At 65.0% G+C, this 12,670-nt stretch carries 9 protein-coding genes; 4 read left to right on the top strand and 5 right to left on the bottom strand.

What is annotated here, in order from left to right; translation table 11 throughout:
• Nucleotides 1–66: 66 nt before the first annotated feature.
• The 3 genes from NMB38_RS10905 (at nucleotide 67) to NMB38_RS10895 (ending at nucleotide 5,079) form a co-directional block, all read left to right on the top strand.
• Nucleotides 67–1,395, top strand: a complete 1,329-nt coding sequence (locus NMB38_RS10905; protein ID WP_027915625.1) for an MFS transporter — start codon at nucleotides 67–69, stop codon at nucleotides 1,393–1,395.
• Nucleotides 1,396–1,557: 162 nt separating this feature from the next.
• Nucleotides 1,558–3,078 (top strand): FAD-dependent oxidoreductase, encoded by a 1,521-nt coding sequence (locus NMB38_RS10900; RefSeq protein WP_088523653.1) that lies wholly within the window; start codon nucleotides 1,558–1,560, stop codon nucleotides 3,076–3,078.
• A gap of 84 nt (nucleotides 3,079–3,162) precedes the next feature.
• Entirely contained in the window at nucleotides 3,163–5,079 is a 1,917-nt protein-coding gene (locus tag NMB38_RS10895; protein WP_028687507.1) for a sigma-54-dependent Fis family transcriptional regulator, read from the top strand.
• A 43-nt stretch (nucleotides 5,080–5,122) separates the two neighbouring features.
• Here NMB38_RS10895 and aldA read toward each other — a convergent pair whose 3' ends face one another.
• The 4 genes from aldA to NMB38_RS10875 all read right to left on the bottom strand — a co-directional run bounded on the left by aldA (nucleotide 5,123) and on the right by NMB38_RS10875 (nucleotide 10,724).
• Nucleotides 5,123–6,556: an aldehyde dehydrogenase gene (aldA, locus tag NMB38_RS10890; RefSeq protein ID WP_088523660.1), complete on the bottom strand. Its 1,434-nt coding sequence runs from the start codon at nucleotides 6,554–6,556 to the stop codon at nucleotides 5,123–5,125.
• 7 nt (nucleotides 6,557–6,563) lie between these two features.
• Complete coding sequence (locus NMB38_RS10885; protein WP_059184021.1) at nucleotides 6,564–8,732, bottom strand: PQQ-dependent dehydrogenase, methanol/ethanol family; 2,169 nt, start codon at nucleotides 8,730–8,732, stop codon at nucleotides 6,564–6,566.
• Nucleotides 8,733–8,939: 207 nt separating this feature from the next.
• Nucleotides 8,940–9,644 (bottom strand): TraX family protein, encoded by a 705-nt coding sequence (locus NMB38_RS10880; RefSeq protein WP_145279917.1) that lies wholly within the window; start codon nucleotides 9,642–9,644, stop codon nucleotides 8,940–8,942.
• 6 nt (nucleotides 9,645–9,650) lie between these two features.
• On the bottom strand, nucleotides 9,651–10,724 hold the full coding sequence (locus tag NMB38_RS10875) for a metal-dependent hydrolase (protein WP_028687503.1): 1,074 nt from the start codon (nucleotides 10,722–10,724) through the stop codon (nucleotides 9,651–9,653).
• 223 nt (nucleotides 10,725–10,947) lie between these two features.
• Between NMB38_RS10875 and NMB38_RS10870 the strand changes: the two genes are divergently transcribed.
• A complete protein-coding gene (locus NMB38_RS10870) occupies nucleotides 10,948–11,892 on the top strand; it encodes an alpha/beta hydrolase (protein WP_027915632.1) in 945 nt (314 codons plus the stop codon).
• On the opposite strand, the gene NMB38_RS10865 is transcribed toward NMB38_RS10870, so the two are convergent.
• Nucleotides 11,843–12,574 (bottom strand): hypothetical protein, encoded by a 732-nt coding sequence (locus NMB38_RS10865; protein ID WP_254286804.1) that lies wholly within the window; start codon nucleotides 12,572–12,574, stop codon nucleotides 11,843–11,845. The two genes, NMB38_RS10870 and NMB38_RS10865, sit on opposite strands and share 50 nt — an antisense overlap.
• Between the last annotated feature and the right edge of the window lie 96 nt (nucleotides 12,575–12,670).

Raw genomic sequence — 12,670 nt, 5'->3', positions numbered from 1 at the left:
AGACTCGTTCAAGCGAGCGCCGGAACAGGCGACGCGGTGACAACCATAACAACAGAGAACCCGATCATGGCACACAGCCCCGCCCCTGACCAAGGCACGGACACCACCCGCAATGCGCTGTACCGGCGCATCACCCTGCGGCTGATTCCGTTCATTTTCATCTGCTACCTGTTCAACTACCTCGACCGCGTCAATGTCGGCTTCGCCAAGCTGCAGATGCTCGACGCGCTCAAATTCAGCGAAACCGTCTACGGCCTCGGCGCCGGCATCTTCTTCATCGGCTATGTCCTGTGCGGCCTTCCCAGCAACCTGGCGCTCAACCGCTTCGGCCCACGGCGCTGGATCGCCTTGATGATGATTGCCTGGGGCAGCTTGTCCACCTGCTTGCTGTTCGTGACGACCCCCACCGAGTTCTATGCCCTGCGCCTGCTCACAGGCGCCGCCGAGGCAGGCTTCTTCCCGGGTGTGGTGCTGTACCTTTCGCGCTGGTTCCCCGGTGCGCGACGTGGCCGCATCATGGCGTTGTTCATGTCCGCGATCCCGGTCTCGGGTCTGTTGGGCAGCCCGTTTTCCGGCTGGATCCTCGAACACTTCGCCGCCGGGCAACATGGCCTTGCCGGCTGGCAATGGATGTTCCTGATTCAAGGGCTGCCAACCGTTGCGCTCGGCGTGCTGGCGGTGTTCCTGCTCAGCGATGGCTATCAGAAGGCGACCTGGCTGAGCGATGAGCAGCGCCGGCTGATTGCCGCCGACCTGCAGGCCGATGCCGACAGCAAGCCGCCTACCACCGGCGACAGCGTCCTGGCCGTGCTGGCCAACCCACTGATCTGGACCTTCGGCTTCATCTACTTCTGCATCCAGAGCGGTGTGTACGCCATCAACTTCTGGCTGCCCTCGATCATCAAGAACATGGGCTTCGACAACCCCTTGCTCATTGGCTGGCTGAGCGCCATTCCCTACTTGCTGGCCGGAGTCTTCATGATCCTGTGCGGGCGCTCGGCGGACCTTCGCAACGAGCGCCGCTGGCACTTGGTAGTGCCAATGCTGATGGGCGCCGTGGGCCTGCTGATGGCCGTGAATTTCGCGGCCACCCCGGCGATCGCCATCCTTGGCCTGTCCATCGCCACCATGGGCGCCCTCACTGGCCTACCCATGTTCTGGCCGATGCCCACGGCGTTGCTTAGCGCAGGTGCGGCCGTGGCAGGCCTGGCCCTGATCAACTCGGTGGGCCAGATGGCGGGCTTTCTCAGCCCTTACCTGGTCGGGTTCATCAAGGACCAGACCGGCTCGACCGACGCTGCCCTCTACGCCCTGGCGGCGTTGATCGTGCTGGGTAGCCTGGTGGCCCTGCGCGCCACCCGTACTCGTCTGCCGGCGCCTGCCATAGCCGACTGACGGTCGCGTCAACAGCGCTTCCTTGCATTGGGTCATCCAGACCCGTGCAAGGAAGGCTGATCATCTTGTTCCCTGTACAGCACTCCAGTCGTCAGCTCGACGCAGCCCGTTCGGGTAAATCGGCGTCGAACCGTTCCAGAGGCCCCCTTTGGAGAATTCACCATGACCGAATACGCCGTGGCCCGGCTGGCCGACCTCGATGAACACACCCCTTTGCGCGTGGAAGCCGGTAACGAAGAGCTGATCATCGTGCGTCAGGGTGATCAGGTTCGTGCTTTTCAGGGTAACTGTCCTCATGCAGGAGCGCCGCTGGACGAGGGCCGCGTCTGCGGCGGCTTGCTGATCTGCCCCTGGCACAAGGCCGCGTTCGCCGTGGACGAGGGCGCCGTGTGCGAGCCCCCTGCCCTGACCGACCTGCGCCGCTACAAGGCCTGGGTCAAGGATGACCAGGTGTGGGTGGACGACCGCCCTTTGCCCAGGGCGCGCCCGCCCCGGCACAGCGATGCGCGGTGTTTCGTGGTGCTGGGAGCCGGTGCGGCAGGCAGCGCCGCTGTGGTCACCTTGCTCCGCCATGGCTTCAATGGCCGCCTGGTGTGGATCGACCAGGAGCGCCAGCCGGCCTACGACCGCACGGCCCTGAGCAAATTCGTGCTCGCAGGCCAAATGGCCCCGGATGAGGTGCCGATGCTGCTGGAGCCTGATGATCTGCGCATCGGTCAACTGGAGCGTCGGCACGCCAAGGTCCGTTCACTCAATGCCCAGAAACGCCAGCTCCTGCTGGCCGACGGCCAACGCATCGACTATGACGCCTGTTTGCTCGCTACGGGCGCCAAGGCGCAGCGCCCGGATATCCCGGGGCGCGACCTGCCTGGGGTCTTCACCTTGCGTTCGCGCGCGGACGCTGCGCAACTGCTCGATGCCGTGGAACCGGGCAAACCGGTTGTGATCGTGGGCGACAGTTTCATCGGCCTGGAAGCAGCCTCGGCGTTAAGCGAATACGGTGCCAAGGTCCACGTGATTGGACGGCATGAAGTTCCGCTGGCCAAGCAACTGGGCGAGCGTATCGGGCGGGCGATCCGTGCCTTGCACGCGCGCAAGGGCGTCACGTTCCATGGCCCGACCCAGGTGACGGCGATCGAAGGCGATGGTCAGGTCGAAGCGGTCATGCTCGGCAGCGGCGAGCGAGTGCACTGCCAGGTGGTGCTGCTGGGAACGGGGGTAGCTCCGGCCACGGCTTTTCTCAATGGCGTAGCGCTGGCCGATGACCTTTCCGTGCCGGTCAACGGTGAAATGCAGGTGACCGAAGGCTTGTGGGCTGTGGGTGACATGGCCACCTTCCCCCTCGCCGGCCAACCGGTGCGCATTGAGCACTGGCGGCTGGCGCAGCAGCACGGCGTCATCGCGGCAGCAAACATGCTGGGCGAGCAACGCCGCTACGCCGACGTGCCGTTTTTCTGGACCTATCACCATGGGCAGCGGTTCGAAGTGCTGGGCCACGCCCGACAGTGGGACGCCATCACCTTCGTTGGCACGCCGGAGAGCGGTGATTTCATTGCACTGCAATGCCTGGAGGATCAGGTGCAGGCCGTGGTCGCCAAGGGTTACGCCTCAGCCATGATGCAGTTGTCGCAACGCATGAAGCGCCCGCTCACCACCGCCGAGGCACTCGAACTGATCCACTGACAAGGCTTGCCCTGCGCCCGGGCTGGTAGCGCGCCATCAGCTATGGTTATCTTCACCTTCGATAACAATAACTGTGGAGCGCCCATGCCCGCTCATAATCCTGCCTCGGAACTGGCGGCCTTCGTCGACAGTCACTTCGGCCACCGCGGCTTGGTCCCGGAAACGGTGATCGCCGAATCCTGGTACCGCAGCGTCACCCAGCACCGCCTGGACCCGAGCGTGCACCCAACGGACAACATCCTCAGCGCCGCCGAAATCCGCCAGCTGCAAGCCCAACACCAAGCCTACCTGACCCTCGCCAGCCAAGGCGTGAGTGGTTTGGCCCGGCGGGTAGCGGATGCAGGTTTCGCCGTCTTGCTCAGCGATGCGGCAGGGGTCACGCTTGATGCTCGCCTACCTGCCGACACCGGGCGCTTCACAGGTTCCGGGCTGGTGGTGGGGGCGCGCTGGGACGAGTCCATCGCCGGCACGAACGGGATAGGCACCGCGCTGGCCTCGCAACAGGCACTGACCATTCACCGTCAGGAACATTTCCTGGCCAGCAATGCCCGGCTCAGTTGCTCGGTCTCACCGATCTTCGACAGCCACAACCACCTGCTCGGTTGCCTGAACGCGACCTGCTTGTATGACGATGGTCCCAAGCAGGCCCAGCACCTGACCCTGCAGTTGGTGACGCTGTACGCCCGCCTGATCGAAAACGCACACTTTCGCCAGCGTTACCGCGACTGCCTGACCCTCGCGGTCAAGCCCTGCGACGGCGATGCGGACCTGGTAGCCGAGCAACTGCTGGCACTCGACGAGGGTGGCCGTATCGTCGGTGCCAACCGGGCCGCATTCAGCAACAACCCCCATGCCCTGCTCGGGCTGCGCATCGAGCATGTGTTAAGCGCCGATATCGACCAGCTGCTGGCCCTGACCCAGGGCGGTGCTCGGGGCGCGCAATTGTACGATGCCAGCCAAGTCAAGGGCCTTGAGGTGGGCCTGCGAGTGCCGCGCGCTTATCGCGCTTGTGCCCCGGCCGCACCGGCGGCGTCTGCCAACGCGCATCCGACACTCGACCAACTGGCAGGCGGCGACCCCCAGCTGCAGCACGCCGTGACGCGCCTGCGCAAGGTGCTGGACAAGGACATCGCGCTGCTGCTCAGCGGTGAAACCGGCACGGGCAAGGAAGCGTTCGCTCGCGCCCTGCACCAGGCAAGCGCCCGAAGCGCCCGGCCTTTCGTGGCGCTCAATTGCGCCGCCATTCCAGAAGCGCTGATCGAAAGCGAGCTATTCGGCTACCGGGCCGGCAGCTTCACCGGGGCAGACCGCAAGGGCATGAAAGGCAAGCTGGAACAGGCCAATGGCGGCACGCTGTTTCTCGATGAAATAGGCGACATGCCTGCCGATCTGCAAACCCGCCTGCTACGGGTACTGGCGGAACGGGAGCTGGTTGCGCTGGGGGCGACCACGCCGGTAAGGCTGGATATTCAGGTGATATCGGCGACGCATCAGGACCTGGTTGCCAGGATCGCCACCCACCAGTTCCGAGAGGACCTCTACTACCGACTCTGCGGCATGCGTATCACCCTGCCGGCGCTGCGCGAACGCAGTGATCGGGCGCAGGTGATCGAGGGTGTTCTAGCACGCTTGGCGCCGGGGCTGCACCTCTCGGCCCAAGCACGCGCCGCGCTGCTGGCCTATCCTTGGCCGGGCAATATTCGCCAACTGCTCAATGCCCTGCGCCAGGGCGCTGCCCTGGCCGAAGACGGGTGCATCGAGCTGGCCGACCTGCCCGCCGAGTTGCAGCAAGCGCAGGTCGAACCAGGCAGGACGATCTGCGCAGCGCCGCGCCTTGGGCAGCAGGTGGAAGAGGCCGAGGCCGACCACCTGCTGGCGCTGTTGCGGCGCAACCAGTGGAACATGAGTGCCGCCGCCCAGGCCGCTGGCATCTCGCGGTCCACGCTGTACCGCAAGATCAAGCGCCATGGCATCGTGCAACCGAATCGCCAGGGCAACTGAGCCCAGTGCCCCGCCACGCCGGGGCACTGGCCACGGCTGGGCTTCAACCCTGGATGTAGACCACCTGCGTGCGCGTGTACTCGTAGAGCCCGTGCTTACCGTCCGCCCCACCAATGCCCGACTTGCGGGCCCCGGCGTGGAAGCCTTGCATGGCCTCGAAGTTTTCGCGGTTGATGTAGGTCTCGCCGAAGTCGATTTCCCGGCACGCCTTGAGCGCGGCGTTCAGATCGCGGGTGTAGAGTGACGAGGTCAGCCCGTACTCGCTGTCGTTGGCCAAGGCAATGGCTTCGTCCAGGTCCTCCACCACCTGAATTGGCAACACCGGCCCGAAGATTTCCTTGCGCATGATTTCCATGTCGGCCGTGCAGCCTGCCAGCACGGTGGGCTGATAGTGAAAACCGCTGCCAAGGTCAGCCACCTGCCCGCCCGTGACCACCTGCGCGCCTTGGGTCTGGGCAGTGCGCACCATCTGCGCCACCTTGTCCAGGCCGGCCCGGTTGATCAACGGCCCCATGTGCAGGTCCTGCTGCGTCGATGGGTCGCCATAGCGTGTGGCGGCCATCGCCTGGGCCACCTGATCGATGAACCGATCGGCCACCTGGCGCGCCACATAAACTCGCTCTGCGCAGTTGCACACCTGTCCGGTGTTGATCACCCGCGAGGCGACGATCGCGTTGACTGCCAGGTCCAGGTCGGCATCGGCCAACACGATGGCAGGCGCCTTGCCGCCCAGCTCCAGGTTCAGCTTGGTGATGTTCGGCGCCGCCGCTGCCATGATCCGCGCACCGGTCGCCACGCTGCCGGTGAAACTGACCATGTCCACGCCCGGGTGACTGGACAGGCCGTGGCCCACGGCGGCGCCTGTGCCGCCGACCACGTTGAACACCCCGGGTGGCAGGCCGGTCTCGGCCACCAGGCGGGCGAACGCGTAGCAGTTGATCGGGGTCTCCTCACTCGGCTTGACCACGATGGTGTTGCCGGTAATGAGCGCCGGCGCCATCTTGCGGGCGATCAGGAAAAAGGGGAAGTTCCACGGTAGGATGCCTGCCACCACGCCCACGGGCTTGCGCATGAGAAACACGTGCTCGGCCTGACGGTCGCTGGTCAACACCTCGCCTTCCAGGCGTCGCGCCCATTCAGCCATGTAGTCCAGGTAATCGGCCGTGAAGCCGACTTCCACCTGGGCCAGGGCCGGCACCTTGCCGCCTTCCAGAGTGATGGTCCGGGCCAGCTGATCGGCATTGGCCCGTATCCGGTTCGCGATGGCGCGCAGGTAGCCTGCGCGTTCCTGCGCAGGCCGGGCTGCCCAGGCGCGCTGAGCCCGGCGTGCCGCGCTCACGGCCTGGTCGACCTGGGCCTGCGAAGACTCCGGCACGCGACCGAGCAACTGGCCATTGGCCGGGTTATGAACCTCGAGCAGGGCTTCACCGGGTTCGAACCGGTTGTCGATGAAGTTCTGGTAGACCGAATCGTTCATGGGCATTTCACTCCTGTGGGGCATTGTCAGCCAGCGATGAAGGGGTTGCCGGACGGGCGCTGAACCGCTTCCAGACCTCGCCTTCCTCCTGCAGATCGTGAGCACGCTTGATCAGGTATTGATGGACCTGCTCGACTTGCTCGGGGTTGAGGTTGTCGGCAAACGAGGGCATGCCATCGGGCACCCTGCCGCCGTAGAGAATCCCGAGGAACATCTGGTGCTTGTCGGCGCCCAGCTTGCGCAGGTCGGGCAGGACCCCGCCGCTGACGGCATGGATGCCATGGCACTGGGAGCAGTTGCCGTCGTACAGCGCAGCGCCTGCAGCGACCGTCTCGGCATTGGCCGTCAAAGGTGGCGGCTTGGGCGCATCGGCAGGCGGGGCCGGCTCGCGCAGCTTGGCCGTGCCGCCCAGCTTGTAGGTCAGCACCTGTGCATAGGGCTGCACGCCTGCACGCAAAGAGAGTGCGCCAGCGAACGTGGAAAATGCGCCGCCCCAGCCAGCCATGAACGTGACGTATTGCTCGCCGTCGACGGCATAGGTGATCGGTGCGGCCATCACGCCGCTGGCCGCAGGCGCTTCCCACAGCTTCTTGCCGGTTTCGGCGGCATAAGCAATGACCCGGCCGTCGGCGCTGCCTTCGAACACCAGGTTGCCGGCCGTGCTCAAGGTGCCACCATTGAAGATCGTGATGTACGGCACTTCCCAGGCAGGCGCCTGCTTGACCGGGTCCCATGCAATCAGTTTGCCTGACCAGGTCTTGGCCATGTCCAGCAGCCCTTCGGCGCCTTCGGGCATCATGCCGGTACGCAGCCCCAACTGGTAGACGCTCTTGAACGGGTTGCGCTTGGGCGCTTCTGGCACGTGTTCATAGTAGGCCGACATGATGTGGGCCGGGATGTACACCAGCCCCGTCTGCGGGTTGTACGACATCGGGTGCCAGTCGTGTGCCCCCCAGAACGCCGGGGTCACCAGCTTGCGCTTGCCGTCCTTCCAGTAGGCCGCTGCCTCGTCGTCGACGATGGGCCGGCCGGTCTTCATGTCGATGCCTTTGGCCCAGTTCACCGGCACGATGTTCTTGGCCGACAGCAACTCGCCGGTTTCCCGGTCCAGCACGTAGAAGAAGCCATTCTTGGGCGCTTGCATCAGCACCTTGCGCGGCTTGCCGTCGATGGGCAGCTCGGCCAGGATCATGTGCTGGGTGGCCGTGAAGTCCCAGGCGTCGCCGGGCGTGGTCTGGTAGTGCCAGGCGTACTCGCCGGTATCGGCGTTCACCGCCACGATCGAGGACAGGAACAAGTTGTCGCCCTTGGCCTGGCTGCGCCATTTGGGGTCCCACATCGCGCCGTTGCCCACGCCGATGTACAGCAGGTTCAGCTGCGGATCGTAGGCAAAGGAATCCCAGGCGGTGCCGCCGCCGCCCCACTCGACATAGGCATCCCCGTGCCAGGTCTTGCTGGCGATCTGCATGGCTTTATCCTCAGGCGGCAGCTTCGGATCGCCCGGTACGGTGTAGAACCGCCATGCCTGGCGCCCGGTCTCGGCATCGTAGGCGGTGACGTAGCCACGTACGCCGAATTCGGCGCCGCCATTGCCAATCACCACCTTGCCGTTGACCACCCGCGGCGCACCGGTGATGGTGTAGCTGCGCTTAGTATCGGCGCGGGTATCGACCGACCAGACCCGCTTGCCGGTCTTGGCATCGATGGCCTCCAGGCGACCGTCCAGCACACCCACATAGACCTTGCCCTGCCACACCGCCACGCCCCTGTTGACCGCATCGCAGCAGGCTTCGCCGGCACGGTTGCGGTCGGACTGCGGATCGTACTTCCACAGCAGCTGGCCGTTGCGCGCATCCAGCGCGTACACCACCGAGAACGGCCCCGTGGTGTACATCACCCCATCGACCACGATGGGGGTCGCCTCCACGCCGCGGTCCAGGTCGAGCTTGTAGCTCCACGCCAGCCCCAGCTGGCCCACGTTGCTCTGGTCGATGGTCTTGAGGGGGCTGAAGCGTTGCTCGTCGTACGTGCGGCCATGGCTCATCCAGTTGCCGGGCTCTTTGTCCGCATCAATGATGCGTTGCCCATCGACACCGGCGGCGAAGGCCAGGGGTGTCCAGCTGAGAGCCAGGGCCAAGCAGCCGCGTGCAAGGCGTTGGGGGCCTGATCGATTCATGCACTGTTCTCCGTTCTTGTTATGGCGACGCTGCGACGAGCGTCAGTCCAAACAAGAGCAACGGCTGTGCCAAACGGCCGGCTGACGGCCGCAGATACCGCAATAGAGCCTTCGAGCCGTCAGTGGGGAGGGGCTGGATACGGGCAAATGCTCGACACAGTTGCGTCAACCCTGGGTCAACCCTGGGTCAACCGTGGCACAGGTGTGTCACAGCCCAAGCGTGCTCAAGGCTTTGATCAGCAAAAGGTGTAGCGGGTAAAAACCATAGGCCCAGCGACCCACAGCTGGCACGCGATGCCATCGGCAGTGCAACAGGCCGTTGCCGACCGCAATGGCCACGGCGGCAACCGCCAGGGTGACCCAGGTGAAGTGGGCGCCCAGGTGCGTCATCAACCAGCTGTTGGTCAAGTTGCCGGCCACCGCCAGCACGCACGGCACAAGCCACATTGCGCCCCCACAGCGGTAGGCAAGTACGCAGGCGGCGGGCAGCAATACCCCTGGCAGGCCGTACATCAGGCACGGGCTGCCAGCCCAAGCCGCGCCCAGCGCGACCAACCCCAGCAGCCGCGCGGCTGCCTGGGTATGCTGCACGCTCCAGGCCACCAGCAGGCCCAACAACAGCGTCGGCATTACGCTGAACGTGGTCGAACCGCTGTCCAGCCAGCGGTAGGCAGGCTCGGACAGCACGGTGAACAGCAGCATCAGCCCCAGATACCGCCCATGGTGGCGATCGAGCGGCGTGTCAGGCTCGCGCCGCACCACGTTCATGGCCATGGCCAGGCAAAAGAGCGGAAACGCCAGTCGGCCAACCACGAACAGGCCGTGGGCCTGCGGCCAGACGAAGCGTAGGTGGTCGGCGAGCATCGCCAGCATTGCGAGCCATTTGACCAGGTCCAGACCGGCTGAGCGCACTGGGCGCTACTCCCCCTGCCCTTGCCCAGGCGCTGCAATGCGCGCGGTCCAGGCGGCCAAGGGTAGCGGGGGCTGCTGGAAGACGATGCGGCGCCAGATCAACCCCAGCGCCTGCCCGTCGAACAGGTCGCGCGGGCCGCTGGCTGTGTGCACGGCCGGTTGCTGCACCTGCCAGCGGCCCTGCTCGCCCTGCCGGGCCATGTCGAAGCGGAACGTGTAGTTGCCCGGCGTACCCATGCGCAGGTCGGTCACCACCAGCCGGTCGCCGACCTGGTCGTAGCGCAGCCAGTCGTCGGTGAACCAGCGCAGCCGCTGGTGCAGCGGATCGTTTGCCAGCACCTGGGCCAGAGGCAGGTTGCGGTTCAGGCGCAGCATCTCCGGCGACTCGCGGTCCAACAGGCTACTGACCCCTTCGTAATAGACGCCGTCCGGCGCCTTGGCCAATACCCGCCAGACCAGACTGTTGAACGCCATGGGCACTGCCCGTACCTCGTTCACGGTCACGCCCTTGGCATCGAGCGCGGCCTGGAAACGGTGTTCGGCCAGGGTACGGCTGGCCAGGCCTAAGCCCAGGTAAGCGGTGCTCAAGCCCAGCGCAACGGCCATGAACCGTACCGCCCGGGCGTGGGTGCCGCGCACGGCGGCGTACGCCACCGCCACCAGCAGCGGCACGGTATACACCGGATCGATGATGAACACGGCCGCCCAGCTTTGCGGGGTCACGTGCAAGGGCCACAGCAACTGGGTGCCGTACACGGTGAACGCGTCGAGCACGGGGTGGGTCACCAACACCAGCCAGAATGTCAGGAACAACCGGGGCAGCGTGTAGCCTTTGTCCGGCCAGGTCCTGTTCACCAGCCACGCCAGAAGCGCTGCCAGCGCGGTCAGCACGAACACTGAATGGGAAAAGCCGCGGTGGTAGGTCATCTGCGAGACCGGGTCGGCATAACGGATGATCACGTCCAAGTCCGGCAGTGTGGCCAACGCAGCGCCGTAGACCAGGGCCCTACGGCCCTGAATGCGCCCCAACAGTGTGCCTTGCAACGCAGCGCCAAGAACAGCTTGGGTTATCGAGTCCAAATCAAAGCCTTCGTCAGGAGGGTGTTGGGCCACGCTACCTGCTTGCGGGGCGCTTGCGCAATCGGCGGACGGTGCGCAGGCCCGCGCTGGAAACAGCTTGCAAAAAAGCTGGTCCGCCGGCTGGTAATATTTCTTACATCTGAGCTGCAGCATTTGATAGAACTACGCCACGTTGCTTGTACTTTCCCGCGCCTTGACCCTTTCCGAGATCCCCAACATCCGTATGTCTACCCGGTTGCTCTGCGCCCTACGCCGTCGCTGGTTCACCTGGCTGTGCGCCGCCGCCTTGGTGCTCGCCCTGCCGGCCGGCTGCTCGGTCTTGCAGCACAAGGAACGCGAGCTGGTATTTCGCATCGAGCCAGGCCAGGCCAGTTGGTTTCATGGCCTGCCCGGCGGTGTCCAGGAGCTGGACCTGCGCCCGCGCACTTTCGCCGATAACCAGAGCCTGCATGCCTGGTGGTGGCCGGCAAGACGCGCCGATGCCCCGGCCATCCTTTACCTGCACGGTGTGCGCTGGAACCTTACCGGCCAGCTGTTTCGCATCGAACAGCTGCACGCCATGGGCTATGCGGTGCTGGCGGTGGACTACCGCGGCTTTGGCCGCAGCCGAGGGGACTTGCCTTCCGAAGCCACCGTGTACGAGGACGCTCGCGTGGCTTGGGAGCGTTTCGCCCAACTGCAACCTGATGCGAGCAAACGTCTGATCTACGGGCACTCCCTGGGGGGCGCCGTAGCGGTCGACCTGGCGCGCACGCTCGCCCGTGAAGCCCGAGACACGCGCACCCCTGCCCCGGCGCGAGGGCTGATCCTGGAGTCCACGTTCACCTCGTTGGGCGATGTGGCAGGCGTGGTCGCCAATACATCGCTGCCGGTGCGCTGGCTGCTGTCGCAGAAGTTCGATTCACTGGGCAAAATTGGCGATATCGACCTGCCGGTGCTGCTGGTCCATGGCCTGGACGACCGCTACGTGCCCTCGCGTTTCAGCCAGCAGCTGTTCGAGGCCGCGCGTGAACCCAAGACGCTGTTGCTGGTGCCAGGTGCGACACACAACAACAGCATGAGCCTGGCCGGGCAGCGTTATCGCAAGGCGATACAGGCCCTGTTCCAGGCGCGGCAGGTCACTGTACCGGCAGGAAATTCATCAACAGCAGGCTTTGCGCATAATTGAGGCCGATACGGCGGTAGCGCTCGTCGAGCAGCTCGGCCAGCAAGTCCAGGCGGGCCACCACCTTGCCAAATTCCACGGCAAAACTCAGGTTGCTGCCCTCCTCCGAAATCTCGTTGGAGAACAGCAACAGCACACCGTTGGCGTCCTGCCGCTGGCTCAGCATCCAGGTGGCTTTCTCGATGTTGCGCGCGGCGTTGTTGATGAACAACGGGTCGAGGGTGTCGGTCATGTAGAACGCGGTGCGTCCGCCGTGGGCGGTGATCAGCATACTGCCGATGGCGTAGATGAACGCACCCACTCGATCACCGCGAAATTCCGGGCTCAAGGCATAGCTCAAGGCAGCCAGGTCGCGGCGATTGCCCAGTTGCGCCAGGGGTTGGCGCTGTTCGATGGCCAGGCGGATCTGGCGCTCGGCCGTGGCCGCGTCCAGGTAGCCCGAGCGTTGCAACTGGTTGGGATTGCGCAGGTACAGCTTGTTCATCAGCAGGTAGAGGCTTTGCAGGTTGTCGCGCATCGACAAGGTCGCCAGGCGATCCACACTGGTCTGGAACAGCTCGCTGGGCTTGCCTTCGCCCAGCTGGTTGACGATGTCGCGCCCCTGCTGCTGAGTGCAGGCGCACAGGCTGACCAAGATGCCTGCCAACAGCAGGCGAACTATCGTGGAGCAACTGCACACTACCATCGGCACCGGTTCGTTTTCGGCGGCCGCCGCGGGGATCGCGGCAGCCTGGGCCTAGCATAGAGCCCCGAAAGCCAAAAAAGTGCGGCATGCGCCAGC

The sequence above is a fragment of the Pseudomonas sp. FBCC-B35 genome (assembly GCF_059133755.1).
Note: the sequence above shows the minus strand (reverse complement) of the source record. Positions and strands in the feature narration are given on the sequence as shown.

Excerpts from the sequence above, each read along its gene's own strand:
- NMB38_RS10900 (WP_088523653.1), top strand. The coding sequence starts at position 1,558 with ATGACCGAATACGCCGTGGCCCGGCTGGCCGACCTCGATGAACACACC.
- NMB38_RS10905 (WP_027915625.1), top strand. The coding sequence starts at position 67 with ATGGCACACAGCCCCGCCCCTGACCAAGGCACGGACACCACCCGCAAT.
- aldA (WP_088523660.1), bottom strand. The coding sequence starts at position 6,556 with ATGAACGATTCGGTCTACCAGAACTTCATCGACAACCGGTTCGAACCC.
- NMB38_RS10865 (WP_254286804.1), bottom strand. The coding sequence starts at position 12,574 with ATGGTAGTGTGCAGTTGCTCCACGATAGTTCGCCTGCTGTTGGCAGGC.
- NMB38_RS10895 (WP_028687507.1), top strand. The coding sequence starts at position 3,163 with ATGCCCGCTCATAATCCTGCCTCGGAACTGGCGGCCTTCGTCGACAGT.
- NMB38_RS10870 (WP_027915632.1), top strand. The coding sequence starts at position 10,948 with ATGTCTACCCGGTTGCTCTGCGCCCTACGCCGTCGCTGGTTCACCTGG.
- NMB38_RS10885 (WP_059184021.1), bottom strand. The coding sequence starts at position 8,732 with ATGAATCGATCAGGCCCCCAACGCCTTGCACGCGGCTGCTTGGCCCTG.